Origin of the sequence: Phaeobacter sp. CAU 1743 (assembly GCF_039839315.1) — a bacterium.
Lineage (GTDB): Bacteria > Pseudomonadota > Alphaproteobacteria > Rhodobacterales > Rhodobacteraceae > Phycobacter > Phycobacter gallaeciensis_A.
Genome location: NZ_JBDOQR010000065.1, coordinates 1 through 26742 on the forward strand (window position 1 = coordinate 1; position 26742 = coordinate 26742).

A 26742-nucleotide genomic window follows, 5' to 3' on the forward strand; every position below is an offset into this window, starting at 1 on the left:
CTTCGCAAAGATCAAGGAATTCAGAGCCATAGCGACCCGCTACGAAAAGACAACGTCCAGCTACGCCGCCAATTGGCATCTCGCGGCTGCCATCATCGCCTCACGATGAATGTCCACAGACCCTAGTCATGCAGGCCGAGTTTCTGGGCGTGTTGCAGATCATGATGATGGCCACGGAAATGAGCGTGATGGCGATTTTCATGGTGATGTTCATGATGGATCCGGGTGGCCTGGGCAAGATGGACATGACCCACCAGAAACGCCTGTCGCTCTGGGCCGGGGGCATTGGGCTGCTGGCCGCCTTGCTGCTGGTCTGGCTGCCAGATTGGGGTCCGGTCGCCCTGTCGGTGCCCGGCGCGCATGAACAGGCCGCCGATCTGGGGCGCGAATTGCTGGGCCGGTCGATGTTCATTTTCCAGTCGGCGGGGCTGACCATCCTCACGGCGATGATCGCGGCCACGATGGTGGCCATTGTCCCCAACGCGGAGCAGCGCAAATGATCCTGGAGCTGATGATCGCGCTCAGCGTCGGCGCGGGGCTGTTTGGTGTCGGGCTCTACGGCGCGCTCAGCCAGACCAACCTGGTGATGATCATCATGGGGGTCGAGCTGATTTTGGCCGCAGCACTGGTCAATCTGGTGGCCTTCTGGCGCTATCTGCACCCCGATGAACCTGCCGGTCAGATGTTCGTGCTGATCGTGATGGCGGTGATGGCGGTCGAAATGGCGGTCGGCTTTGCCATTGCCATCGCGCGGTTCCGGGTGCGCGGATCGGTCGAGATGGAAGAAGCGCGGGAGTTGAAGGGATGACGATGCTGGCACTCACCCTCCTCGCGCCGCTTCTGGCGGGGCTTGTGGCGCTGGCGCTGCGCCGCGCACCCGAAGCGATTGCGCTTGCGGGCGTCGGCCTCGGGTTCCTCGCGGCGATGGCGGTTCTAGCGGGTGCGATTGCGGGCAATGCGGTGCAGATGGTCCTGCTGGGCCTGCCGCAAATGCCGCTGCGGCTGGTCGCGACGCCGCTGACGGCGGTCGTTTCGGCCATGGTGGCGACGGTGGCGGCTTTTGTGGTGGTCTATGCCGTGGGTTACATGCGCAGCGACCCCGAAAGGCCGCGCTTTTTCGGTATCCTGCTGCTGTTTGTCGCGGCGATGCAGGCGCTGGTGCTGGCGGGCGACTGGATCACCTTGCTGGCCGCGTGGGAACTGATCGGCTTTTCCAGCTATCTGCTGATCGGCTTCTGGCATGGCCGCGACGGCGTGCCCAGTGCCGCGACACGGGCGTTTCTGTACACCCGCAGCGCCGATCTGGGCCTTTATCTGGGGATTTTTGTGCTAATCGGCTGGGCCGGCACCTCGGAAATCTCGGCTACATTGGCGATTAGCGGCACGCCCGCACTGGTCGCCGGGTTGCTGTTGCTGATCGGCGCGATGGGCAAGTCGGCGCAGGTGCCGTTGCAGGACTGGTTGCAGCGCGCCATGGCCGGCCCGACGCCGGTCTCCGCTTTGCTGCATTCCGCGACTCTGGTGGCGGCGGGGGCGATCCTGCTGATCCGCGTGACCCCGATGCTGCCCGCAGGCGCGCTGATTGCGGTCGGGCTGGTGGGCGGCGTCACCGCCGTCGTTGCCGGCCTGATCGCGCTGGCCGAGCGGGACCTGAAGCGGCTGCTGGCCGCCTCGACCTCCAGCCAGTACGGGCTGATGCTGCTGGCCATTGGCGCGGGGGTGCCGGTGGCGGCGCTGCTGCACCTTATCGCCCACGCGGCGATAAAGAGCACGCTTTTTCTGGGGGCGGGTGTGTTCCAGCATGATCGCGACAGCACCGACATGGATGCGGTCGCGGGCGCGGGCCGGGCACGACCGCTGGTGCTGGCCGCTTTCGGCATTGCTGCTTTGGCGCTGGCGGGGATCCCGCCGCTGGCGGGGTTCTTTTCCAAGGACGCGATCCTTGCCGCCGCGCTGGCGGCCCCCGGGGTCGTATGGCTCGCGCCGCTGGCGCTGGCAGGCACGGTGCTGACCGGGGCCTATATGGCGCGGGCGCTGCGGGTGCTGTGGCAGGGCGAGGCCCAGCCCGTTCTGGGCAAGGGGATGGGCTGGATGGGTGCGGGCATGGCGGTGCTGACGGCGCTGGCGGCGGGGCTTGGGTTCGCCTTCACGCCGCTGGAACATCTGCTTGAGGCCGAACTGCCGCCGGAAGGAACCGCGATGATCCTCGGGCTTATGGCGGCGCTGAGCGGCCTGGTGCTGGGCTGGTTCATCCAACCTGCCCGCCTGATGGGGCCGGTTCTGCCGATGGCGCAGCGCGGCTTTGCCGTCGCGGGCGGTATGGACGGGCTGGTGCTGCGCCCGTCGCTGGCTTTTGCCGCCGCCTGTGAAGGTTTCGAACGGCGTCTGCTGGCGTCGCAACTTGGCCTTGTGCGGATCTTGAGCCTTGGCACCGCATCCAGTGCCGAGCGTTCAGACAACCGGCTTTATGCCGCGACCCTTCAGGTGGGCCGGATGAACCTGCGCCTTGGCGACGGCGCCGAAAACACCGACACCTATGGCATCGACGGGCTGATCTTCGGCCTTGTCGACCGGACAATTGCCGCCGGCCGCCGCCTGCGCCTGCTGCAAAGCGGGCTCATCCACCGCGAACTCGCCCTGACCGTCATGGGCATTGCCGTCATCGCGGCGGTGCTGCTGATCTTACCGATGTCCTCCTGAAGAAAGACGACCCCGCCATGCCCCTTCTCTCGATCTCCGTCTTTTTGCCGCTTCTTGGTGGCGTGCTGCTGATGGCCCTGCCAAACAAGTCGGCGCGCATCGCCCATGGCGTTTCCATCGCCACCACCGGGCTGACCTTCGTGGTGACGCTGGCGATCTGGGCGCGGGGCACGCTGCCAGGCGGTTTCGCGCAGGTCGAGGAAATCGCCTGGATCCCGGCCATTGGTGCTGCCTTCCGGGTTGGCGTCGACGGGCTGAGCCTGCCGCTGATCCTGCTGACCTCGCTGCTGTTTTTCCTGTCGGCAATCTATGCGGCGCGGATCACCGACCGCCCGGCGGTCTTTGTCGCGCTGATGCTGATGCTGGAGACCGCGTCGATCGGCACCTTCGCGGCGCTGGACGCGCTCCTGTTCTACGTCTTCTTCGAAGTGTCGCTGGTCGGCATGTACTTCATGATCGTCGGCTGGGGCTATGAAGAACGCCAGCGCGCCGGGCTGATGTTCTTCATCTACACGCTGCTAGGCTCGCTGCCGCTGTTGCTGGCGATCATCGGGCTGTATCTGGCCACGGGAAGTTTTGACATGCGGCTGTGGATCGAGGCGCCGCCACTGACTGGGCTGGCGGCGATGCTGGCGCTGATCGCGATGCTGTTCACCTTCGCGGTCAAGATCCCGTCCTTTCCAGTGCATACTTGGCTGCCCGCGGCCCACGTGCAGGCCCCGACCGTGGGCAGCGTGATCCTCGCCGGGGTGATGCTGAAATTCGGCACATACGGCCTTGTGCGTTTCGCCTTACAGATGACGCCCGACGCCTTTGCGCAGGCCGGTCAGGTGGTGCTGGCCTTTGGCGTATTCAGCGCCCTTTACGGTGCCTTCGTGGCGCTGGCGCAGTCAGATCTGAAGAAGATGATCGCCTATACGTCGGTGAACCACATGGGCTATGTGGTGATCGGCGTCGCGGTGGCGGCGCTGACGCTGGACCCTGACCTGCGGGCGGTCGCGCTCAATGGTGCGACCTTGCAGATGGTCAGCCACGGCATCGTCACCGGGGCGTTGTTTTTTCTCGTCGGCATGTTGCAGTCGCGCGCCCACGAACGCGAGATGACCGCGTTCGGCGGGCTGCTGGGGCAGGTGCCATGGCTGGGCTGGGCCTTCGTGCTGTCGGCCTTTGCCTCGCTCGGGCTGCCGGGGCTGGCGCATTTCCCGGCTGAATTTCAGATCTTCCTGGCCACGCTGAATGCGCAGCCCTGGGCCATCGTGGTGATTATCGCCATTGTGGTAACGGCGGGGCTTTACCTGCGCGCGATCGCGGCGGTGTTTCTGGGCGAGCCAAACGAGAAATGGGCGGCGATGCCCGATCTGGACCGCGGCGAGATGCTGGCCATCGTGCCGTTGCTCATCCTCATCATCCTTATCGGGGTCGCGCCGTCCTGGTTGCTGGGCATGATTGATGCGACGATGCGGGCACTGCAATTCTAATGGCGCGCGACCTGTCCTTTCTGTTTCCCGAGCTGATGCTGGCCTCCACTGTCGTGCTGATGCTGGTGGCCGAGATGCTGCGCGCGCCCCGTCTGGCGTTGGCGTTCGGGCTGATCGGGCTGGGTCTGTCCACCGCGCTGACCCTTCCGCTGCTGGAGGCCGACACCACCGTCTTTGGCGGCACCTACCGCGTCGATCTGCTGTCCGGCTGGGCCAAGCTGATCCTGCTGCCAGGCACCGCGCTGGCGCTTCTGATGACGTGGGCCGAGATCGCCGGTAAGGACCGCGAGGGAAGTGTCTATACGCTGCTTTGCCTCGTGACGCTGGGGGCGCTGATGCTGGCGGGCGGTGGCGACATGATGCTGCTGGTCCTTGGCGTAGTGCTGACCGGACTGGGATCATTCGCAATGGTGGCCTGGCCGCGCGACGATGCGGCGACCGAGGCGGCGATGAAATATCTGGTGTTCGGCGCCGTCACCGGATCGGTGATGATCTACGGGCTGACCTTCTGGTTCGGTGGTGCCGGATCGACGCTTTTTTCCGAGCTTGGTGCGCTTCAGGACAAGCCGCTGATCGCGCTGGCGGGGCTGGTCGCGGTGCTGATCGGGCTGGGCTACAAGGCGGCGCTGGTGCCGTTCCAGTTCTGGGCACCGGACGCCTATGACGGCGCGCCGGTCTCGGTCGCGGCGTTCCTGTCGGTCATCACCAAGGTTGCCGCGATCTTCGCCTTTGCGCAGGTGCTGCGCGATCTGCCGGTAGCCACCGGCTGGCCGTTCGTCGTCGCGCTGATCGCGGCGGTGACGATGACATTCGGCTATCTGGCGGCGCTGGTGCAGACCAATGTCGTGCGGCTGCTGGCCTATTCCTCGGTGGCGCAGGCGGGCTATTTCATGCTGGGGATCGTGGCGCTTGGCACCAGCCCGCTGGCGCTGCCTTCGGTGATCGTGTTCGGCGCGGCCTATGTGGCGATGAACCTCGGGGCCTTTGCCGTCATCATGATCGCGGGCCGCGATCTGGACGATTTCAAGGGTTTCGGCCGCGCGCGCCCGGTGATCGGCGTGGCGATGGTCGTGTTCCTGCTGTCGCTCACCGGGATTCCACCGCTCTTCGGCTTTGTCGGCAAGGTGCTGCTGTTCGGCGCCGCGATCGAGGCCGGCTATCTGTGGCTGGCAGTGATCGGCATCCTCAACAGCGTGCTGGCGCTGGCGGTCTATCTGCGCATAGTGGTGTCGATGTATCAGGCGCGCGAGGGCGATGCGGGCCGGACTGAGATGGCGCCGCCGCTGTTGGTCGTTCTCTGTGCGACCGCGCTGGTCACGGCGCTGATGGGGCTATTTGCGGGAGTGTTTCCCGGCTGACTTAAGGCGCGGTTTTGTGCCAGTCGGTCAAAGTGGTGATCTTGCTATCTGTCGCGTAGCCCTTAATGGGAGTGGGCAAAACCTGGTGGTCGACGTGGTAGGGTAAGGTTTCGGAACAAGGCGGGACCCACCATGGATGTAAGCATTTTTATCGAGACGACGTTTGACGATGGAGAAACCAAGAGGCGCAATATCGGTCGACTTCGCCGTGCGCCGGATGAGTTTGGTTCCGAAAATTTAGGCCTTCTCCTAGACGACGCAAAGACCTTGTTGAGGCGCTTGCAGGAAGCGATTGTGCAAGATCAGGTCGGTGAAGCATTTGATGCTCGCCGGAAATGCGATGACTGTGGCAAACAACGCGCGATCCATGATGATCGAGGGCGTATTCTCGACACTCTTTTCGGGCGAATTCGGGTGAAGTGGCCAAGGCTTCGACGCTGCTTGTGCCAACCGGCTGAGGTCGCGAAATCTGGGCCACAATCACCACTTGCCGGGTTGTTCTCTGACCGTGCGACTGCCGAACTTCGGCGCCTGCAGGCTGAATTGGGGGCCAGGCACTCGTTTCGGGAAGCCGCTCGATTGATCGAAATGTTCATGCCCTGTTCGGCTCAATTGAACACGACCGTTCGAAATCGTTTGGGTCGCATCGCCGACGAGCTAGGCCACGAAGACGTAAGCCAAGGAGACGCGGATACAATCGCGCCGCCATCACCACTAACCCTTTTCCTAGATGGTGCGCACATACGATGTCGACCTGAATACCAGAAGCGGCACCTCGATGTTGTAGTCGGCAAGGTTGAAAGCCCCAATATGAGCCGGCGGTTTGGTTTCGTGCAGCAAGCCGCCGGTTCTCCTGCAAAGCAACTCCGACATGACCTGATCGCGCAGGGCTGGGACGGTCAGAGCAAAGTGACCGTGATTTCAGACGGCGAACCTGCACTGCCGAATTTGGTGAGGCGTGCCGTTCGAGGTCCCGTCACCCACATACTGGACTGGTGGCATATCTCGATGCGGGTCAAGCACATTGAAAATGCGGTGCGGGGCCTTCTGCAATCGAAGGGCTTTTCAGGGTTGCCGCTACTCTTCGAGCGACCTGCTGATACACTGCGTTGGTACCTTTGGCACGGCAAAGTGATGACCGCCGCGACAATCCTCAAGGTTCTTCAGATCGATTGCGATCGTCTGCACGCCGAAACCCGAGAATTACGAGAAGCGGCCAGGCGCGTCAAAGCCCGGTGCCAGGATCTCTATTCCTACCTTGCGAACAACTTTGACGCGCTCGTGGACTACGGCCATCGACACCGGAATGGCCTCGCAGTTTCGTCGTCTCGGGCAGAAGGCTGTGTTGATGACATCGGCAACACCCGCATGGGCAAGCGGCGGCGCATGAGATGGTCACCGCGGGGCGCGCATCGGGTTGCCGTCACTCGGGCCGCTGTGCTTGACGGAAGGCTAGGCGTCTCAAAGCGGGCCGCTTAACCACCAAGTTTTGCCCACTCCCGTGCTCGACTCTCTAAAGTGTTAAGGGTTTAAGCAGAACGGCACAATCAAACTAACGCCAGCGGCCATGCTGCCGTTATGCACAGACGCTTTGAGCTGCGGATCATTACAGCTCTCCGAAAATTCCGGGCTTGGGACTTCAAGAACACAGGTCTCCAATTGGTTTCTTCCAATTGGATGGCCGGTGATTTAGCGTTGCATGATTGACGATCCGAACAAACAGGACAGAGGGAAGTCAAATGTGCCTGTCCGCTCAAGTCAGCTTTGCCGCCAGTGTTTTTCTTGTTGGCGGCGGCACGGCCATTTCAATTGTGGCTTGGCGGCGCAACAAACGCTATCTCCCGCTTGCCCTGATGCCGCTTTTCGCCGGACTGCAGCAGTTTACCGAGGGTTTTGTCTGGGTCGGCATGAACGGAAACGATCCCCTGACGGTTTTGTGGGGGGCAATGGGGTTCATCTTTTTCACCTGGTTCATGTGGCCGATCTGGGTCCCCTTCTCGGTCTACGTGCTTGAACCGGACGACAGCCCCCGAAAGCGGTTGTTCCGCCTCATGGCGTTGATCGGGCTGGCTTTCGGACTGCTGCTTTACATACCGCACGGGCTAAACAGTGACATGGTGGTGGTCGAGGTCAACAATCAGTCTCTGGCCTATGAAAAATCCATGTGGCTGGATTTCATGATGCCACGCTGGCTGACCAATACAATCTATGTGACCCTTATCACCCTCCCGCCAGCGCTGTCGCATTACAAACACATGCGCCATTTCGCCCTGACGCTGGGGGCGGTGATCGTGGTCGATATCGCCTTCCTGCAATTCGCATATATTTCGTTTTTCTGCCTGCTGGCGGGTCTCGCAACGCTGCATCTGGTCTACATTATCCTGACTAATAAATGCGCCCGTGAGTGCCCTGAACTATTTGCCTGACGCCGCGGTGCCGACAAGCACATCCCTGTCCCATTCCCGGTATCCAATACGCTGAACCTCGCGCAGCGGTGACCGCGTGCCGTTCGCGGCGCCGGTGCGCAGTTCCACTTCCACCTCCATGATCCGGGCGGCCGCATAGGCCAGCATCTCGCGCACCAGATCCCTTTCGGCCTGCTTTTTGGTCAGACGAACAGCGCCATTCTCTCGTCGGTCATCGTTATTCCATCTGGTTCAGGGTTTCGTAGCCCAAAAAATTGGACGTTGGGCCAAGTAGAACCCGAACGCATGGTTGTTCGTACCCGACGGCATGGGCTGGCATCGGTGACTCGCCCCAAAGCACCATTCTTTGTCTTTGGCCCTAGCCCTTAACGCTCCTACACTTTCACGAAATTTTTTACCGGGGCGCGCTAGGCGCACAGGTATCTATCCTGTTCGACCCAAAGGCGAAAAAGCATCGAGCATTAATTAGGCTGGCTGCTAATCCATTTCCTACACCACAATCGTGCTATCGACCTTCATTCAACAAGCGTGTCAGATTGCGGTTCATGCGGAAACATTTCGCCATCAACATGCCGGCCCTGCGTTTCGCGCGAAATGCACTCGTTTTCAGCCTCCTCGGCCTGATCCCGGTGCTTCTGGCTTACGTGATACTGCCCCCCGGCTTCGGCACTCTTCTGCTGGGTGGTGGTCCGCCGCTCAGCAGGTTCTTGCGGCAGGTCGTGACGAACGGTCTTCCGGTTGTCTTCTTGTTGAACTACGTGAGTTTCTTTCTCTTTGCGTGGATTGTTGCAACTCCGGGTCGCAGCTACAAACTCAGTTCCATCGTTCTTGCAGACCTGCCCGTGCGTGTGCTCGGTTTTGTCGGGCTGCATGCCTTGATCTATTTCTTGTCAGCTGATTGGTTCGGATCCTTTGGGGGGAGCCGTGCGACGGCCCTGCGGGTCGTTGCGCCGACGCTGGTGCGTTCGTTCCTTTTTGAGAACATCTCGGGCGTCTATCTCTACGCCACGCTGGTGAGCGCGCTGCCGCTCTATGTCACGGCTGTCGAGAATTCGGAGGGGTTGGGCCAGCTTGCCAAGGCATTTCCGGGGCGATCTGGGTCCGTATTGTTTGCATTTGTAATATTTGCTTTTTATGTTACCGCGATGACCGCTTTTGCTGCCTTGCTCGTCTGGTGGGGGAAGGCCTGACGAGCGCCAATTTCGGCCAATGCAGCCCTCGGGCCATACTTAAAGGGAATTCTCTGAATTTTCGAAATGGTCCATGGAGCCAAACTTTGCGGCGAGTGTAGGAGCACAGATGACGGACGCGAGTTTCAAACGCCAGTTGCTGGTTTATGCTCAACTCTTCTTCGGCATGGCGCTGTTCGGCACCGGCACCCCGTCCGCCAAGATCGTGTCAGAAGCCTTCCCCGTCTTCCTCGGGCCCTTTCTCCGTCTGACAATAGCTGCTCTGGCATTGACGCCCTTCCTCTTCATCTACCGGAAACAACTGCCCCAAATATCCCGGCAGAACTGGATCAAGATCGTTGTGATCGGCGGCGTGGGCATCGTTGCTTTCACACTGTTCCTGCTCTACGGCATGCAACGCGTGAACGGTGTGGTCGGTTCGGTCGTGATGAGCCTGAGTCCGGCGGCGATGGCCACGGCAGCGGTGGTTTTCATGGGTGACAGCCTGGGTTGGCGCAAGCTCTTGGCCATTACGCTGGCCGTCGCCGGTGTGCTCGTGATCAACGTGTCGGGCCAGTCGATCCAGGCATCGGGTTGGACTCTCGTTCTCGGCAGCGTGCTGGTCTTCTGCGCAGTGGCCAGCCAGACGCTCTATTCGATTCTGGGAAAGCAGATGATCAGGGAATTGAGCCCCGTCGTCGCCTTGCCGCTCATCGTCTGGGTGGCCGTGCTGCTCTTTGCCGGGCCTGGACTCTACCAGGCCACGAGCTTCGACTTTGCCGAACCTTCGCTGAACGCATGGATCGCGATAGTCGTCTGGGGCATGGGCCCGCTCGCAATCGGAACGTTGATCTGGTTTCGCGGGTTGAGCCAAGTGTCTGCAAGCACGGCGTCGGGCTATATGAGTGCGATGCCAGCGTCTGCGCTGGCTCTGTCATACCTCTGGCTTGGGGATAAGTTTTACCCGATCCACCTGGTCGGCTTTGTGCTTGTTTTCTCAAGCATCGGGCTTGTGACCTGGGCGCACCGCGTCAAGGAAGCAAGCCAGCAAGATAAGCAGCGCGCATCCGAAAGTCACAACTGCGCCCTGCCGTGTTAAACGCAGTGGGCCGTAAGGCCGGATGGTCGTCTTCAGGCAGAACGACACCGGGTACCTCGTGCAGACCTAGGAGGCCTAGTGGACGAAACTGTCAGGTCGTTGAAAATGGGCGGTCGATTTTCAAAGCTCGGGCGATGGCCATGAAGCGATATCATGTTGGTCTAGGGAACTGAAAATACAAAAAAGGGCGCCATGAGCGCCCTTCTCTGAAGACTTTGCTATCGACTCAATCGCTGTGAGACGAGTCAATGACTCAGTGCTGCATAAAGCTGATTTCACCGACCATACCGGATTCACGGTGTCCGGGCACGTTGCACGCAAAGCCCAATTCAGTCTTTTCGCCGAAGGTCCAGGTTACTTTGGCCGTTTGACCTGGCTCCAGAAGAGCGCTGTTAGCATCGTCATGCATCATGCCGGCCTGCATCATCTTGTCGTGGTTGATCTTGTCGACCGTCATCATGCCGGTGTCCATCATCTTCATCATCTCGTCCAAGTGGCCCTGCCACATTTTTTCCGTGCCGAGATTGAACTCATGCACGATTTCGCCGTCGTTGCTGACCACGAAGGTAATGGTCTCCCCTTCCATGACCTCAATGCTCGACGGCTCGAACGCCATCTCGGTCATGCTGACGTTGATGACGCGGTCTGCCTTTGCCGCGTCGCCGGGCTGCCCCATCATGGCTGCATGGTTATCATCGTGACCGTCGCCGTGGCCGGGCCCTGCAAAGGCGGCTGAGGTTGTCAGGAGCAATGCGATGCTTGCGATAGGTGTAAGATAAGGTTTCATATCGGGTTCCTTGTGTCGGCCGAGTGTAGAGTTGAGTGTCTGAAATCAAATCGCCTGTCGCGGGGGCGGCGGATCAGATAGCGGCGTGAACCGGTCCGCCACGCGTGCGACCGTGACCGGCTTCACGTGAGAAGCACATTGTGTCTGGGTGATATCTTTCCGTTGGGTGCCGATTGCCGATAACGAACAGGCCATGCCCGGATGACAGTCCTCTGACCGGTCGGCGTCGCCATGTTCATGACGCACGGAAGCGCTGCTTTCCTGTGCATACCGCACATGATCGGCACCGGATGCCCCGAAGTACTCACTTGTCTCACTTGAAAGAACGACGGAAGCCGAAAAAACCATGAGACACGCGATAAGGATTACGCCCAAGCTCCGCGTCAATGTCATCAGAATATCCCGTTTTTCTTCTGAAGCGCGCGCACATAGGCCGTGATCGCCTTCATGTCAGTATCCGTCACACCGTCAACCGGCGGCATGGTCCCAAAGCGCCAGTGATGCGCCCTGACACCATTCTTGCCCGCCATCACGAAGGCCATGTCCGAATGGTGGCTGGGTTTGTAGATCTTGTGTACCAGAGGCGGGCCTTTCCCTTCACGACCCGCTGCGTTCGTCCCGTGGCAGGACGCACATTTCGTATTGGAAGCGCGCTTTCTCATTTGCCCGAGGGACGCCAAGTTTTCCGGCAGTTTCACCTCGAAGATGGGCGCCCCTTCAGCAATACCCGACGTGTTGGGCGGCGTCGTGGAATGCCCCGTCTGACTTGGTGCAGGACGCATGACCTGCCGTACAAGCGCACCGCTCCCGACGGCCAGAACTCCGGTGATGATCGAGCCAAGTCTGCTCATATTTCAGCGTCCATTTTAAAGATGGTTGGGGCAGCCGTATCGACGGCGCTCCGTACCTCACGATATTCGAATGAAGAACTTTCGCCATGGGATGGGATTAGCTGGTCAATTTTCTCGATCAATGGCTCTTGCAAAACGGGGCAGTGACCGTCGTCACACTTGACCTTTGATGTTAGAAGGAACCGGGACCTTTCAGGAAAACCCATTGTTGAATGTCGCATATTCGACCTCAAAACACCCCATAATTTTCGAAGGGAGGCTACGTTTTAGATCTCGAAGGTCAAGAAAAATCGACGTCTTAGGAGCCTAATTAATGTAGCGAAATGTATCCTTGATCTTTGATGGCAATCGCGCTTTTTTAAGTCACGAAAGGATACGGGACTTATGCGGTTTTTCAGACTGACACGGATGGCTCATATCTTGTCGCTCATCGTCTTGATGCTAGCGGCCATGACGTTTGTCGTGTCTGAAGACGATTTGCCGCAAGAAGATTGGAGCCACGTTGCCGCGATGGACGTTCGTGATTGTGACGCACATCTTGTGGCGGACGATACTATCCCCGGTTGCCCTGGTATGATGGTGCATTGCGTCACTTTTTCTAACGTCGATCATGCGCTACCCGAACCGAAGCTCCTTGTTGTTCCCGTTTATCATGGGTCTCGCGCGGTCGACGCAGAAAGCTTGAAGCCGGAAGCGTCTTCGCCCCCTCCGCGAGTCTGAACGGGCTTCGATTCTCATCCCTGCATCTTACGGCTAAGGTTTCCGGTCTCGCCCAAATAAGAAACGGCGTGAACGTGTGACGGGCTCCCCTGTTGGGGTGGTCCTGAAACACCTCGGGTACTCGCGGGATCACTCCTCGGAAACTACTCGAGGTCTGCCTTGATCGGGCGAACCTTCGACTCAATCATCACAAAGGAGAAGAGTATGCGACTCTTCAAAGCAAAACAGTGTGCGCTTTCCGATACAGCGCTCAGTTCGTCGGAACATCTGGCAAAAGGTCTGTCCCGGCGTCAGTTCGGTTTGACTGCGGCTGCCGCGCTTGCCGTGCCGACGGTATTGCGCGCGCACGGATCGCCAAAGATCACATCGAAAGGGACCTATGATATCACTGTCGACCGGGTTCGGATAGATACTGGGAACTTTCGGAAAATGGGCGTCGGTTACAACAAGAGCCAGATTCCAACGATCCTGCGGTTCAAGGAAGGCGAGGAAGTCACCATAAACGTGACCAACAACCTCCGCGAGAGCACCTCAATTCATTGGCATGGGCTGATCCTGCCCTTCCAGCAGGACGGCGTCCCCGGTATCAGCTTCAACGGTATCGCTCCGGGTGAAACCTTCACCTACCGGTTTCCGATCCAGCAAGCGGGAACTTACTGGTTCCACAGCCACTCGGGCTTTCAGGAACCCGATGGTGCCTACGGGGCCATCGTAATCGAGCCGCGCGACGGTGAACGGATTCGGGCGGATCGTGATTATGTCGTGCAACTGGCCGACAAGCACCCGCATCCGGGCAGCCGGATTATGCGGAATCTCAAGAGGATGCCGGATTACTACAATCGCTCGCAACGCACCTTGCAGACCCTGATCGAGGACTCGCGTCAGGACAGTTTGAAAGCTGCGCTCAAGGATCGCGGAATGTGGGGCCGGATGCGGATGATGCCGACAGATATTGAGGATGTGCAGGGATTTACTGCCCTGATCAACGGGCGGAGCACCTCGCAGAACTGGACTGGGCTGTTCCGGCCCGGTGAGAAGGTCCGCCTGCGGATCGTCAATTCCTCGGCCATGACCTATTTCGACATGCGAATCCCGGGCCTGAAGATGACCGTGGTCCAGGCCGACGGCAACGACGTCAAACCGGTTACGGTGGACGAGTTGCGTGTTGCCGTGGCGGAGACATATGACGTCATCGTCCAGCCGCGGGAAAACAAGGTCTATAGCATCATTGCCGAGTCGATGGGCCGCACCGCCCTGGTTCGCGGGACGCTGTCACCAAAGGAGGGTTATGCCGGGGCGGTGCCACCTCTCCGACCCAAGCCTTTGCTCACCATGGCCGACATGAGCGGGATGATGGGGGGCATGGATATGGGTAACCACGTCATGCAGAACGTGGGTGGCATGCAAGACATGACTGGTATGGACCATTCGGCCATGCAGGACATGGATCATTCCAACATGGGTTCCGCGACCGCTCCAGCAGCGCAGGCAGTGGACCATTCGACCATGAAAGGCATGGACCATTCCAAGATGGAGATGTCGACGCAACCTGCGATGAAAGGTATGGACCACTCGCAGATGTCCGGTTCAAGCAAACCTGGCATGAAAGGGATGGATCATTCTGGCATGGCGATGTCAGAAGGAGGCGATCCGTTCTACGCACCCGGCAGCGGGCTGACGCCCAAAGCCTATAATGGCGGAAAGTTCTTGTCTTACAAGGATTTGCGCGCCGCACGGCCGCTCTATCGGAACCGTGCTCCGTCGCGCACCATTGAACTGCGTCTAACCGGAAATATGGAACGGTACATCTGGTCGATCAACGATGTAAAATACGAGGACGCTGATCCTATCGTGCTCAACTATGGCGAACGCGTGCGTATCCGGTTCATCAACGAAACGATGATGGCGCATCCGATGCACCTTCACGGGATGTGGTCGATCGTTGATACCGGTCAGGGTTCGCGCAATCCTATCAAGCACACGGTGAGCGTTCAGCCCGGCACCACGGTCGATATGGAAGTTGAGGTCGATGCTCCCGGACAATGGGCCTTCCATTGCCACCTCTCCTACCACGCCGACGGGGGTATGTTCCGCAAAGTCGTGGTCAGAGGGCGCCCGGCCTGAGCCAGTCAATACAAGGAAAATCATGATGAAACGTTTCAAACTGGCCGGACTAGCCGGCCTCCTTCTGCCCCTGGCTCAGATTGCACACGCTGAGCCTCTGATCTGGGGCTTTCAAGCTGAGCAGTTCGAGTATCGCTCGATGGATGGCGAGGATGCCTTTGTCTGGGATTTTGATGCCCTCGCGGGAACAGATGAGCTGAAATTCGTCTGGCGAAGCGAGGCGGAGCTTGGACTAACATCGGATGATTTCGAGAAGCTAGAAAACCAGATTCGTCTGCAGTTCCCGATCTCGACGTTCTTCGACGCCGTTCTGGGGGCTTATGCGGACACTCCGAACGGTGCTCCCGACCGCTACGCTGGCGTGGTGGGCGTGAAGGGACTTGCACCGCAGTGGTTCGAGATCGATGCCGATTTCTTCATCTCTGATCACCCCTTCTTCCGGTTCGAGGCAGAATATGAGGCGCTTCTGACCAATCGGCTGATCCTCACGCCGAGTATCGAAATCGATCTGCCTCTCAAGGATGATCTGGCGCGTGAACGGGGCGCGGGTGGTGCGGTTGTCGAGCTCGGGGCACGGCTCAGCTACGACGTTATCGACCGCGCGTTCTCTCCCTATATCGGCGTCAACTATGAAGCCTCGTTTGGCGACACCAAGGATATTCTCCGCGCCAATGGCGACGATACGGATGCATTCTCGATCGTGATCGGTACGCGTCTGATGTTCTGAAAATTGGCCGCCCCGGTTGAAGGCCGGGGCGGCCCGAAGATGCTTTTCTTCCCAGAAGATGCATCGAAGTTCAAACAACCAAACTGAAAAGGAGACCATGATGGGCGGTAAGGGACACGCAGGTCACATGCCACAGAGCGGACGAGGCATGGCAATTTCAGCTTGGCTAACGGGCGTCTATTTCATCATTGAGATGACAATCGGTCTCTGGACCGGCTCCATTGCTGTGATTTCGGATGCGTTCCACACCTTCTCCGCTGTGGGAGGCGTCCTTGTGGCCATCATTGCAGCACGACTTGCCCGCCGTCCGGCAGATGAGGATCGCAGTTTTGGCTGGTATCGCGCGGAGATAATCGGCGCGCTGGTCAATGGCGGGTTCCTGCTTGCCATGGCGATCGTGGTGATCGTTATGGCGGCAATGCGGCTGGGATCTCCTATTGATCTGCCGACCGGTCCAATGCTGTGGGCAGCGGCTGGCGGCCTTGTGACCGAGTTCATCTCGCTCGGGTTGATCTGGAAGCAGAGCCAGAGCGATCTGAACGTCAAGGGTGCGCTCTGGCACATCATCCAGACCTTCGTTGGGAGTCTGCTGATCATCATCACTGCACTGGTCATAAAGTTTACCGGTTTTCTGCTCATCGATCCAATTCTTGGTATGGCTTTTGGCTTCGTTTTGGTTTGGGCAAGCTGGGGGATTCTGCGTGATTCCATGCACTTGCTCATGGAGGGTACCCCGGTCGATGTAAGCCTTGGCGAGGTCACGCGGAACCTGGAGGCGGTGGATGGCATTGCGGACGCACATCACGTCCACGCGTGGGCATTGACCAGCGGCAAATATGTCTTTTCGGCTCACCTGCGTGTCGGTCAAGGGGCCGATCCGCAGGAGACACTGAAGACAGCCCATAATATGTTGCGCAAGCGCTTTGGCTTCTTTTTCATCACCTTGCAGGTGGAGGACCTCTGCCTTGATGAAAGCGGTGCAGAAGCCATCGACACAACTGCGGGCGCGAACCACAATCAGGCCTGACCGCACCCGATGCGCATCTATGACTGCCGGGCTGCGAAATTCCTGGATTAATTGGGCCGCTCTGCGCGTCGCCTAGCCATGCTCTTAGCCAGATCGGCAACCAGATATGAAAACTATATTGCTTCTCCTTCTGATCACCTTGTCCGAGGCGACGATCGGTGTCTTCGTCAAGCTGACCGACGGCAGAATTCCGATTCATACGTTGAATTTCTATGCGATCCTGACAGCTGCCGCCTTCCTGATGCTCGCGCTGCCGGCCGCCACAGGCCGACCGATCCGCCTGCCCTGGGGGAATTTGAAAGACACCATTGTCATCGGTGTTCTTATCGCGACGCAGATCAGTGTCTTCAACTACGCCATGACGCTGGTGCCGATCGCCAATGCCGTCATTTTCTGGAGCGTGGCACCCTTCTTTACGTTCATATTCTCGGCGATGTTCCTCGGCGAGAAGGCAGGCTTCGGCCACGTTCTCGTTTTCGGTATCGCCATCGTCGGCATCGCGCTCGCCAAACCCCTCTCAGGTGGATACTTGATCGGCAATCTCGTCGCGCTTACCGACGGCGCGATCTATGCGGCGATGATCACCTACATGCGATACGAGGGTAAGTCAGAGACGGGCAACGATATCGCGTGGTCGATGCTGACGGCGGCTATTGTCCTCTCGCCGGCGCTGTTGATCTACGGCACCGGAGATGTGCTGGGCATGGCGGAAAACAAGAGGCTGGGCATCATCGTACCGGCTGGTGTATGGGCGCTGGCGCTTGGGTTGGTATCTACGGGATTTGCCTATTTCGGAATCTCTATCGTCCTAAAGACGTTAAATGCGAACGTCTATTCCCTCGTCGACATCATCGTCTCACCTGTCGTCGCGAGTACACTGGGTTTTCTGGTCTTTGCCGAGGTCCCGGCCAAGGGCATGATCTATGGTGGCGCGCTGTTGCTTTTGGCCGGGTTTCTGCTGACGCGGATGATGACCCGTGATCGGCCCGATATAGCGGCCCACCCCTGTCAGTGCGCAGAGTGACAAGCGCTGTGGAGCTTGACGAGTAAGGCCGCTGCCACGCCCCTCGCTACCTACCAGATCGCTAAGCCGTTTAAGCAGGCGATTGGTCAGCTCTGTGATGTTGGCCCGCTGTGCACGTTCTCACTGGCGCTCGGTGAAGGCGAGGCCCGGCAATTGTGGGGGTTCAAGAAAAGCCAGTTTGGTCATTCGGATTCGAGTGCCAGAGTTGTCTTTGGAAGCGCGAATCGAATCCGTGTGAGGAACTTCTGCCCAGCATTTCGATACAAAACGTTACACCAAAGTCTGGAGGCACCAGCTGACACGGGCCTTTGTAAATCATACCTCGGGGTGGTGATTCAGCAATAAAGGAGATCACCATGTTTCGACACTCATTTCTCGCCCTGTCGGTGGTAGCTGCAACCGCGCTCGGTGGGGCCGCTTATGCGCAAAACGACCATGGTCATGGTTCCAAACCCAAACCCGCCGGAGGTGGAATGATGATGCAGGGCGACGGCTCCGGCATGATGGGCGATATGCCCGGGATGGGCGACATGCCCGGCATGATGAAGATGATGATGAAGATGCACCGCATGCATGGCGACATGATGGATGGCGGCATGATGGGCGGCCACGGCGGCGGCATGATGCCGATGCTCGACGCCGATGGTGACGGCAACGTGACGCCGCAGGAGATGCGGGAACAGCTGCAGGCCAAACTGTCCGAATATGATAGCGATGGTGACGGCACGCTGTCCATCGCCGAGTTCGAGGCGCTGCACAGCGCGATGATCCGCGAGAAGATGGTCGACCGGTTTCAGCATCTGGACGCGGATGGAGACGGCGCCATCACCGGCGATGAAATGACCGCCCCGGCCAAGAAGATGGAGCGCATGAAGAAGATGCGTTCCGGCATGGGCCAGATGCAGCAGGGCCAAGCTGGCAGCGGCCAGGGCATGGGCTCCGGCATGGGCTCCGGCATGGGCAATTCCGGCGGCACCGGCAGCAACTGAGGATAGCGGCGCCGGCCCCCGGGCCGGTGCTGTCGCCACTCCCGAAACAGGAAATCGACATGATGGGTTTTGGAATGGGCGGCCTGTGAATGCTGCTCATCTTCGTATTGGCTGTGCTGGGGGTCTTGGCACTGGTTAAATACCTGTCCAAGCGAGCGAAAAGGCAATCGCAATGAGCTATACCTATGATCGCACTCTGCAAGGCGCCGATATCGACGAAGCGGAATCCCGAGTCCGTGAGGCGCTGGCCGAGAAAGGCTTCGGCGTCTTGACCGAGATCGACGTCAAGGCGACGATGAAGAACAAGATTGGTGCCGACATGGCGCCCTATCGCATCCTCGGGGCCTGCAACCCGGACATGGCGTACAAGGCCATCGAAATCGAGCCGCGCGTTGGCGCGATGCTGCCCTGCAATGTCGTCCTTCGAGACGTCGAAGGCGGCACCGAGATCAGTGCCATCGACCCGGTGGCATCCATGCAGGCCATCGAAAGCAATGCGCTGCACGGGGTCGCGGGTGAAGTTCGTGACATTATGCGAGCAGTGGTCAACGCCGCCTGACGGCGCGTCGGCATCAGACCTTGACCTTCCAGCTGCTGGAATCTCTATGGTTAAATGGAACCGCCGAATCGACCAGTTAAAATGGGGTACCCGCAAGATGACAACCGACGAAACCCGGACCTGGACCCTTGTCCGAACGCTGGGGCCGAGCGCCGTCGGGGCAGGGCTGTTCCTCGCCTTCGCGCCGGTGCACCTGCTGGTGAGCGAGGACGTCTCGGTGGCGATCGCGGCCCTGACCTTGGCCCTGATCGGGGGGACCTATATCGGCTTCGGCGCGTCCGACGGTGCCACACGGATCTTCTGGATGGAGCTTGGCGTCGCCATCTTCTACGCCATCGTGGCGCTGGCCGGCTTGCTGTGGTCCCCGCTCGCGCTGCCGCTCGGGCTGGCGGCGCATGCCGTCTGGGACCTGCTGCACCACAACGGGGCGTTCGGCGCGCCCGTGCCGAAATGGTACATCCCCTTCTGCGTCGTCTTCGACCTGCTCGCCGCCGCGTTCTTTCTTGTACTTTATCTGGAATGAGGCCCGTTTGTTGGCGCATGGCATCCCCGTCCGAACCATCGTGAAGATCGCCGTGGCGACCGTACTCATTGCGGCCGTCGCGGCGCTGTTTCTCGGCCCACTCTCCGGGCTCGTCGAAAGCCTGAGCGGCGAACGGGTCTCGGCTTGGGTGAATGCCGCAGGTGCATGGGGGCCCACCGTCATCATCCTGCTGATGACGGTCGCCATCGTCGCGACGCCGATACCGAGCGCCCCCATCGCCCTCGCGGCGGGTGCGGCATATGGCCATACGATCGGCACCATTTACATCGTCATCGGGGCCGAGCTGGGCGCGATGGTGGCTTTCGCGCTGGCGAGGCTCCTCGGCCGGGACGTTTTGACCAGGTGGCTCGGCGACAGCGTGGACAGGGGGTGGCTGGGCTCGCAGAACGCGCTGACGTTCACGGTGTTCGCCAGTCGGCTGATGCCCTTCATCTCGTTCGATATCGTGAGCTACGCCGCCGGGCTGAGCTGCCTCCACTTCTGGCGGTTCGCCCTCGCGACCCTCGCCGGAATCATCCCGGCCAGTTTCATCCTGGCCCATTTCGGCAACGAAGCGGTCAGCGGCGAGCCCGGGCGGGCCGCCTGGGCGGCCGTCGGACTGGGCGTGCTGACCCTGACCCCGCTTGTCGTCGTGGCAATCAGGGAGCAGCGCCGTAAGGAGGCAGCGCATGACTGACCCGCGCACATCACCGCAGCAACCCGCGCCGTTCCACTGGAGGACGGTGCGCTGGTGCCTGAGGCGGGAACTGCGCCGGACCTGTCGCTGGCATCTGGCGAACCGGACGCTTTACGACGAGGACGGCGGCACGATGCGCTGGCTGCGGCAGGACAGGGACAGGTTTCTCGAGACTTTGGACCGGGTCGTTGAAGAGATGCGGGAGATCGCCGGGCTGCACGCCCTCCCCAACAGCGGAAGCCGTCTGATGGTCGAACTCGCCGTCTATACCCTCGCCGCCGATGCGGCGCTGCGACGGCACGGGGTCGGAACGGATTGCGCGCATTCGGTCGTGGCCGATATCGGTTGGGATCTCTACAGCCGCATGCTGCGCCTGTCATCGCTACCTGCGCGGGTCGTCAGCCGCAATCCCGGACGCAGGCTGCGCTGGACGATTCGAACCCTGCTGGTTTTTCCGTTCCGCCCGGTCGGCGCACCCGGCTACGAAACGCGCGTCTTCCGGAAGGGTGACGATCTGCAAACGCATTTCACCCATTGTCCTCCGCAGAGTTTCGCGCGCAAGGTGGCGACGCGCCGCGCGGACCCCGAACTGCTGGAGGCGTTCCGACAGAGCTGGTGCCTCTATGACTGGCCCGGCGCGGATATCATCGCCGGCGACGGCCGGCGGGGACACTACCGCAGGCCCAGGACGCTCTCGGCCGGTGATCCGGTTTGTGACATGTGCTGGCGCGCGCGCGGCGCGAGGCCGTCGGCCCGATCCGGCGATACCTATGATCAGGCGGAGGCATTGAAATGAAGTCGGAATACAAGGCGAACAGCATCACACTGGCTGGCGCGATTGCGATGGGCACGGGCGTGATGATCGGAGCGGGCATCTTCGCGCTGACCGGGCAGATCGCGCAGCTTGCCGGGCCGCTCTTTCCACTGTCGTTCATCGCGGGTGCGCTCGTCACCGCGTTCAGTGCCTACACCTATGTCAAGATGTCAAATGCCTACCCCTCGGCCGGCGGCATTGCGATGATCCTTCAAAAGGCCTATGGCCGCACGACCATCGCCGCGGCCGCCGCGCTTCTGATGGCGTTGTCAATGGTCATCAACGAAAGCTTGGTGGCACGGACCTTCGCCACCTACCTGCTGGAAGGCATGGGGCTCGAGCGAACGGGATGGGCCTTGCCGGCCCTCGGCGTAGGGCTGATCGTCTTTTCCTACTTCATCAACGCGGCAGGCAACCGATCCGTTGGCCTGTTCTCCATCGTCATGGCCATCCTGAAGGTCGGCGGCATCGCGTTGTTCGGCGCGGCCGCGCTCTGGGCGGGTGGCGTCTCGTTCGAGGCGGCGACGGACGGTCAATCGACACAGATCGGCGGTTTCGTCGCCTCCGTAGCCCTGTCGATCCTGGCCTTCAAGGGGTTCACCACAATCACCAACAGCGGGGCGGAAGTGACCGACCCATGCCGCAATGTCGGCCGGGCGATCATCGCCTCCATCGGCATCTGTGTGATCGTCTACCTTCTGGTCGCCTTCGCCGTCGGCTCCAGCCTGACCCTGGAGGAGATCATCGCGGCCAAGGACTATGCGCTGGCCGAGGCCGCAGGGCCGACCCTGGGCCGGACGGGCTTTTACCTGACGGTTCTTCTGGCGATCGTCGCCACATCCTCAGGGCTGATCGCGAGCATCTTCGCGGTGTCACGCATGCTGGCCATGCTGACCGACATGAAGCTGATTCCCCATAGCCATTTCGGAATGAAGGGTGCGATTCGCGATCACACCCTTATCTACACGGTGGTGATCGCGGGCTTCCTGACCGTATTTTTCGACCTCAGCCGGATCGCGTCTCTGGGGGCGTTTTTCTACCTTGTCATGGACATCATCATCCACTGGGGCGTGTTCCGCCATCTCCGGCACGAGATCGGCGCCGCGGGGGCCGTCCTGGTGACAGCGATTACCCTGGATATCGTCGTACTGTCGGCCTTCGCGGTGCTGAAATGGCAAAGCGACCCGCTGATCGTATTCATCTCCCTCGTGTTGATGGCAGCTGTCTTCGCCTTTGAACGGTTCTACCTGCGCCACCTGCGGGACGGCGATGCCCACCATGACTCTCACGCTGAAACCTATAAGGACAAGACATGCTGACCGCTGCCATCCCGTTCCCGGATATCGGCACCGAACTTTTTTCGGTCGATATCGGTGGCTTTCACCTGGCGCTGCGCTGGTATGCGTTGGCCTATATCGTGGGCATTCTCATTGGTTGGCGGCTTTGCGTCCGCGCGGTCAGGCGGGCTGCGCTGTGGCCGGAGTCGGGGCCGCCAATGACCGCGAAGCAGCTCGAGGACTTTCTGACATGGATGATACTGGGGGTGATCCTTGGCGGGCGCCTCGGCTTCGTCCTGTTCTACCAGCCGCAATACTACTTTCAAAACCCTTTGGAAATCCTGATGGTCTGGCAGGGCGGCATGTCGTTCCATGGCGGCTTTCTTGGCGTGGCGATCGCGGCGACCGTGTTCTGCATCCGCGAAAAGACCCCGATTCTTGGAACCACGGACCTCTTGGCCCTAGCGACGCCTCCGGGCCTCTTTCTGGGGCGCCTCGCCAATTTCACCAATAACGAGCTTTGGGGGCGTCCGACGCAGATGCCCTGGGGCGTGACCTTTCCCGGCGATATGGCCCAGTCCTGCCCGGGGGTCGAAGGGCTGTGCGCAAGGCATCCCTCGCAGCTCTACGAGGCGCTTCTCGAAGGCTTGGTGTTGGGCATCCTGCTGCTGGTTCTGGCGTGGCGAAAAGGTTGGCTGAAAAGGCCCGGCGCCCTTACGGGGATGTTTCTTGCTGGCTATGGCCTGTCCAGGGCCTTCGTCGAGTTCTTCAGGCAACCGGACATGCAGTTCGTGAGCGAGGGAAACCCGGTCGGACATGCCCTGCATTTCGGAGACTGGGGTCTGACCATGGGGCAGGCGTTGTCTTTTCCGATGGTCCTGATCGGGTTGGGGCTGATCTGGTGGGCTTTCAGACCGCCGGCAGGGAACACGGCGCAGAGGGTGGACCGAACCGCCTGACCTTCCGGTCGACCGGTGTCGGTGTTGGCTCGGGGCGCGGCTGCCCCAGCCGCTCGCCACCCCGCCGGTGGTGCTGTGTTCGCGCTCAGTCCGCCTCGGCGATCATCGTTCCCGCGCGGCCTTCCAGCATGGCAAGCGCATCCTCCAGGCGGCCCACGGAGGCGAAACGCGCGCGATCGGATACGAAAGTCGCGGCGGCGGCCACCTTGGGTGCCATCGACCCGTCGGGCAGATCGAGATGCCCGGCGTCTTCCGGCGTTATCCTGTCGATGGCAGATTGCGCCTCGGTGCCGAAATCGCGAAACACGGCCTCGACATCCGTCAGCAGCAACAGCGCGTCGGCGTTCAGCTTGTGCGCCAGAAGGGCTGTGGCGTGATCCTTGTCGATCACCGCCTCGATCCCGATCAGCGATCCGTCCGGCCGACGGACGACCGGAATGCCGCCGCCACCTGCACAGATCAGCGTCACGTCCTGCTCGAGCAGGAGCTGGAGCACCCGCAAATCCGGAATGTCCATCGGCATGGGTGAGGGCACAACACGCCGCCAGTGCGCACCATCCGCGGCGATGCTCCAACTCCGCGCCTGCGCAAGCCGTTCGGCTTCGGCCTTGTCATAGACCGGGCCGATGAACTTGGTCGGTCTGGCGAAGGCAGGGTCCTTGGGGTCGACCTCGACCTGGGTCAGCAGTGTCGCGACCGGGCGGTCGTGGCCTAGGGCGTTCTCGAGCTCCTGCTCTATGAGATAGCCGATCATGCCGTCAGTTTCCGCCCCCAGCACATCCAGCGGGAACACCTCATCGGGTTTATAGGCGGCACCCTGAAGTGCCAACAGGCCGATTTGCGGCCCGTTTCCATGAGTGACAACCAGTTGGTGGCCGGCCTCGATGATCCGTGCCAGCGATGCCGCCGCAGTGGCGACGTTGGCGCGTTGGGCCTCTGCGGTCAGAGGTTCGCCGCGCTGCAACAGCGCATTCCCCCCGAGGGCTGCGACAACCAGCATGGCCTTACGTTCCAAGCGTGGCGACGAGCACCGCCTTGATGGTGTGCAGCCGATTCTCGGCCTGATCGAAGACAATGGAGGCCGGGCTTTCGAAAACCTCTTCGGTGACTTCCATCGCCGTGATGCCGAATTGGCTGGCGATTTCGGCACCAAGCTCGGTCTCGGCATTGTGGAACGCCGGTAGGCAATGCATGAACTTGGTCCTCGGATTGCCGGTTTGCGCCATTACCTGCTTTGTCACCCGGTAAGGTTTGAGCAGATCTATTCGCTCAGCCCATTTTTCTTTTGGTTCGCCCATTGAGACCCAAACATCAGTGTAAATGAAGTCGACGCCCTGCGTCGCGTCGTCTACCGCATCGGTCAGCATTAGCCGAGCACCGGTTCGATCAGCAATTTCTGTGGCCTCGCTGCGTATTGCTTCCGTTGGCCAGAGGTTTTCCGGCGCACACAAACGCACGTCCATGCCCATCTTGGCGCCGCCAATCAGCAGGCTGTCACCCATGTTGTTGCCCGCATCGCCCATGAAGCAATAGGCGAACTCGCGCAGCGGCTTGTCGGAATGTTCCTGCATGGTCAGGAAATCGGCGAGAATCTGCGTCGGGTGGAACTCGTCCGTCAGCCCGTTGTAGACCGGCACACCGGCATATTGCGCCAGCGTTTCGACAATGGGCTGGCCGAAACCGCGATATTCGATCGCGTCATAGACGCGCCCCAGAACGCGGGCGGTGTCCTTGACGGTTTCCTTCCTGCCAAGATGCGACCCCGAAGGACCAAGATAGGTGACATGCGCGCCCTGATCGTGGGCCGCGACCTCGAACCCCACGCGGGTGCGCGTGCTGTCCTTCTCGAAGATCAGGGCGATTTCCTTGCCGGTCAGGCGCGGGACCTCATAGCCGCCATACTTGGCGGCCTTGAGATCGGCCGAGAGTTTCAGAAGAAAGGCGATCTCCTGAGAACTGAAATCGCGCAGCGTCAGGAAATGGCGGTTTCGAAGATTGTAGGACATGGGATTTCCTTGTCGTCGGGGTGCTCAGATTGCGTCGCGGATGGTTGGGCAGCTCATGCAGTAGCTGCCGCCCCTGCCCCGGCCAAGTTCGGCACCCGGGATGGCCAGAACCTCGATCCCGGCCCCCTTCAGCGCGGCGTTTGTGTCGTCGTTGCGGTCATAGCCGATGACGACGCCGGGGCGCAGCGCCAGCACATTGTTGCCGTCATTCCACTGTTCGCGCGATTGCTCCGCGGCGTCGGCCCCGCCGGTGGGCACCAGATGCAGTTTCTTGTAGCCTAGGATCTCCGCCGTGATCTCGAACAGGTGGCGGGCGTCGCGACGGATATCGAGCGCCGCCTTGCCGGCACCCGGGCGCAGGTCATAGCAGGTAATGGCATCCGCCACTTCCTTGAACGTGGTCACGACATCGCCGCCGCAATGAGTGAAAACGGTGTCCAGATGCATCGCTGCGCGCGAACTGGGCATCTGGCAGGCGATGACGCGCGTCACGTCGCCACCCTCGAACAACGCCTCGGCCAGTTGGCCCACCGCCTGTGGCGTCGATCGTTCGCCCATGCCGACCATGAGGACACCGTGGCCGATGGGCATGATGTCACCGCCTTCCAGCGTGGCGGTGCCGAACTCGCGCGTCGGATCGCCGAACAGGACCCTTACCCGACCCGCGAATGTCGGATGGAACCGGTAGACTGCCGCCATCAGCAGCGTTTCGGGTCGCCGTGCCGCAAAATGCATCGGGTTCAGGCTGACGCCGCCATAGACCCAGGCCGAATTGTCGCGTGTAAAGATGAAATTCGGTAGCGGCGGCAGCACGAAACCGTGCGGGCCGAGATAACTGCCGAACATGCCGGAGGGCGTGAACGGCAGATTGTCCACCGTGATGCCGCCTACCAGAAACCGCGCAAGATCGGTTCCGGGCAGGGCTTCCATCCAGCCGCGCAGATCATCCCGCATCCCGACGCCCACGTCATTGCGGGTGATACGGTGATCAAGCACCCATTTGCGCGCCTCGGAAATGTCCAGCGTCTCGCCCAGCAGCACCATCGCATCGTGTCGTTCCTGCGCTGATCGGTCTGGCGCTTCTCGCGGCCACTGGCATGCTCGCCGCTCTGAAACTCTGGCCAGCGAGCGATCCCGTGGAGCTTGAACACACGCACGACAACCTGCCACTTGATCATCCCCACTTGAAGGGGCATCGCAGGCACAGCCATGCTCTGGTGATCGACGAAAGCCATCCTCGCTGGGCCACACATTTCTGAGCGTTAGCGATTTGACGGAGGGACTGTCTAATCAAGATGGTTCGTGACCTGCCCCCCGCAAAATCCCTCACCATGAAGTAGAGTCTGCCCAACCTATGTAGGAGCAGACGAATGCGTAAGAGCCGTTTCACCGAGGCGCAAATCATCGGGATGATCAAAGAGCAGGAAG

The 26742-nt window shown here is 60.5% G+C and carries 25 protein-coding genes and 2 pseudogenes; 21 read left to right on the top strand and 6 right to left on the bottom strand.

The window, feature by feature from the left end:
- The 8 genes and pseudogenes from AAFO90_RS19735 to AAFO90_RS19770 form a co-directional block, all read left to right on the top strand.
- A pseudogene (locus tag AAFO90_RS19735) lies at nt 1-109 on the top strand (IS5/IS1182 family transposase); the annotation flags it as partial.
- A 19-nt stretch (nt 110-128) separates the two neighbouring features.
- Complete coding sequence (locus AAFO90_RS19740) at nt 129-500, top strand: NADH-quinone oxidoreductase subunit J (RefSeq protein WP_347510483.1); 372 nt, start codon at nt 129-131, stop codon at nt 498-500.
- Nucleotides 497-808 carry an NADH-quinone oxidoreductase subunit NuoK gene (gene nuoK, locus AAFO90_RS19745; RefSeq protein WP_347510484.1) on the top strand — a complete coding sequence of 104 codons (312 nt, stop codon included), beginning with the start codon at nt 497-499 and terminating at the stop codon, nt 806-808. The genes AAFO90_RS19740 and nuoK overlap by 4 nt, the downstream gene beginning before the upstream one ends.
- On the top strand, nt 805-2700 hold the full coding sequence (locus tag AAFO90_RS19750) for a proton-conducting transporter membrane subunit (protein WP_347510485.1): 1896 nt from the start codon (nt 805-807) through the stop codon (nt 2698-2700). Before nuoK ends, AAFO90_RS19750 begins: the two co-directional genes overlap by 4 nt.
- Nucleotides 2701-2717: 17 nt before the next feature.
- Nucleotides 2718-4178, top strand: a complete 1461-nt coding sequence (locus AAFO90_RS19755) for an NADH-quinone oxidoreductase subunit M (RefSeq protein WP_347510486.1) — start codon at nt 2718-2720, stop codon at nt 4176-4178.
- Entirely contained in the window at nt 4178-5536 is a 1359-nt protein-coding gene (locus AAFO90_RS19760) for an NADH-quinone oxidoreductase subunit N (RefSeq protein ID WP_322346497.1), read from the top strand. Before AAFO90_RS19755 ends, AAFO90_RS19760 begins: the two co-directional genes overlap by 1 nt.
- Nucleotides 5537-5668: 132 nt before the next feature.
- On the top strand, nt 5669-7015 hold the full coding sequence (locus tag AAFO90_RS19765; protein WP_347510487.1) for an ISKra4-like element ISSusp3 family transposase: 1347 nt from the start codon (nt 5669-5671) through the stop codon (nt 7013-7015).
- Between the two features lie 260 nt (nt 7016-7275).
- A complete protein-coding gene (locus tag AAFO90_RS19770) occupies nt 7276-7962 on the top strand; it encodes a DUF6629 family protein (RefSeq protein WP_230802076.1) in 687 nt (228 codons plus the stop codon).
- A gap of 21 nt (nt 7963-7983) precedes the next feature.
- Here the strand turns inward: AAFO90_RS19770 and AAFO90_RS19775 are convergent.
- A pseudogene (locus AAFO90_RS19775) lies at nt 7984-8177 on the bottom strand (IS256 family transposase); the annotation flags it as partial.
- 330 nt (nt 8178-8507) lie between these two features.
- Here AAFO90_RS19775 and AAFO90_RS19780 point away from each other — a divergent pair.
- Both AAFO90_RS19780 and AAFO90_RS19785 read left to right on the top strand, forming a co-directional pair.
- Nucleotides 8508-9152 carry a hypothetical protein gene (locus AAFO90_RS19780; RefSeq protein ID WP_347510488.1) on the top strand — a complete coding sequence of 215 codons (645 nt, stop codon included), beginning with the start codon at nt 8508-8510 and terminating at the stop codon, nt 9150-9152.
- 109 nt (nt 9153-9261) lie between these two features.
- Nucleotides 9262-10230, top strand: a complete 969-nt coding sequence (locus AAFO90_RS19785; RefSeq protein ID WP_290919221.1) for a DMT family transporter — start codon at nt 9262-9264, stop codon at nt 10228-10230.
- A 253-nt stretch (nt 10231-10483) separates the two neighbouring features.
- Here the strand turns inward: AAFO90_RS19785 and AAFO90_RS19790 are convergent, their stop codons facing one another.
- A complete protein-coding gene (locus tag AAFO90_RS19790; protein ID WP_347510489.1) occupies nt 10484-11017 on the bottom strand; it encodes a plastocyanin/azurin family copper-binding protein in 534 nt (177 codons plus the stop codon).
- Between the two features lie 392 nt (nt 11018-11409).
- Nucleotides 11410-11868 (bottom strand): cytochrome c, encoded by a 459-nt coding sequence (locus tag AAFO90_RS19795; RefSeq protein WP_347510490.1) that lies wholly within the window; start codon nt 11866-11868, stop codon nt 11410-11412.
- A gap of 924 nt (nt 11869-12792) precedes the next feature.
- Here AAFO90_RS19795 and AAFO90_RS19800 point away from each other — a divergent pair.
- The 11 genes from AAFO90_RS19800 (at nt 12793) to lgt (ending at nt 23308) form a co-directional block, all read left to right on the top strand.
- Nucleotides 12793-14712 (top strand): copper resistance system multicopper oxidase, encoded by a 1920-nt coding sequence (locus tag AAFO90_RS19800; RefSeq protein ID WP_347510491.1) that lies wholly within the window; start codon nt 12793-12795, stop codon nt 14710-14712.
- Between the two features lie 25 nt (nt 14713-14737).
- Nucleotides 14738-15439: a copper resistance protein B gene (locus tag AAFO90_RS19805; protein ID WP_347510492.1), complete on the top strand. Its 702-nt coding sequence runs from the start codon at nt 14738-14740 to the stop codon at nt 15437-15439.
- Between the two features lie 148 nt (nt 15440-15587).
- Nucleotides 15588-16466, top strand: a complete 879-nt coding sequence (locus AAFO90_RS19810) for a cation diffusion facilitator family transporter (protein ID WP_347510493.1) — start codon at nt 15588-15590, stop codon at nt 16464-16466.
- A 106-nt stretch (nt 16467-16572) separates the two neighbouring features.
- The gene (locus AAFO90_RS19815) at nt 16573-17490 is read left to right on the top strand and encodes a DMT family transporter (protein WP_347510494.1); all 918 of its coding nucleotides are present in this window, start codon (nt 16573-16575) and stop codon (nt 17488-17490) included.
- A gap of 356 nt (nt 17491-17846) precedes the next feature.
- Nucleotides 17847-18479, top strand: a complete 633-nt coding sequence (locus AAFO90_RS19820) for a calcium-binding protein (protein ID WP_347510495.1) — start codon at nt 17847-17849, stop codon at nt 18477-18479.
- 172 nt (nt 18480-18651) lie between these two features.
- Nucleotides 18652-19038 carry a DUF302 domain-containing protein gene (locus AAFO90_RS19825; RefSeq protein ID WP_339647591.1) on the top strand — a complete coding sequence of 129 codons (387 nt, stop codon included), beginning with the start codon at nt 18652-18654 and terminating at the stop codon, nt 19036-19038.
- Between the two features lie 97 nt (nt 19039-19135).
- The gene (locus tag AAFO90_RS19830; RefSeq protein ID WP_339647592.1) at nt 19136-19561 is read left to right on the top strand and encodes a DUF6010 family protein; all 426 of its coding nucleotides are present in this window, start codon (nt 19136-19138) and stop codon (nt 19559-19561) included.
- 85 nt (nt 19562-19646) lie between these two features.
- Entirely contained in the window at nt 19647-20258 is a 612-nt protein-coding gene (locus AAFO90_RS19835; protein WP_245962868.1) for a VTT domain-containing protein, read from the top strand.
- Entirely contained in the window at nt 20251-21054 is an 804-nt protein-coding gene (locus AAFO90_RS19840) for a hypothetical protein (RefSeq protein WP_347510496.1), read from the top strand. The genes AAFO90_RS19835 and AAFO90_RS19840 overlap by 8 nt, the downstream gene beginning before the upstream one ends.
- A complete protein-coding gene (locus AAFO90_RS19845; RefSeq protein ID WP_347510497.1) occupies nt 21051-22391 on the top strand; it encodes an APC family permease in 1341 nt (446 codons plus the stop codon). The genes AAFO90_RS19840 and AAFO90_RS19845 overlap by 4 nt, the downstream gene beginning before the upstream one ends.
- Nucleotides 22385-23308, top strand: a complete 924-nt coding sequence (gene lgt, locus AAFO90_RS19850) for a prolipoprotein diacylglyceryl transferase (RefSeq protein WP_347510498.1) — start codon at nt 22385-22387, stop codon at nt 23306-23308. Before AAFO90_RS19845 ends, lgt begins: the two co-directional genes overlap by 7 nt.
- A gap of 85 nt (nt 23309-23393) precedes the next feature.
- Here the strand turns inward: lgt and arcC are convergent, their stop codons facing one another.
- Genes arcC through AAFO90_RS19865 form a run of 3 tightly spaced genes read right to left on the bottom strand, consistent with a single transcriptional unit; the run spans nt 23394 to nt 26358 of the window.
- On the bottom strand, nt 23394-24308 hold the full coding sequence (arcC, locus tag AAFO90_RS19855; protein WP_347510499.1) for a carbamate kinase: 915 nt from the start codon (nt 24306-24308) through the stop codon (nt 23394-23396).
- Nucleotides 24309-24312: 4 nt separating this feature from the next.
- The gene (gene argF, locus AAFO90_RS19860) at nt 24313-25314 is read right to left on the bottom strand and encodes an ornithine carbamoyltransferase (RefSeq protein ID WP_347510500.1); all 1002 of its coding nucleotides are present in this window, start codon (nt 25312-25314) and stop codon (nt 24313-24315) included.
- A gap of 24 nt (nt 25315-25338) precedes the next feature.
- Nucleotides 25339-26358 carry an arginine deiminase gene (locus AAFO90_RS19865; protein WP_347510501.1) on the bottom strand — a complete coding sequence of 340 codons (1020 nt, stop codon included), beginning with the start codon at nt 26356-26358 and terminating at the stop codon, nt 25339-25341.
- Between the last annotated feature and the right edge of the window lie 384 nt (nt 26359-26742).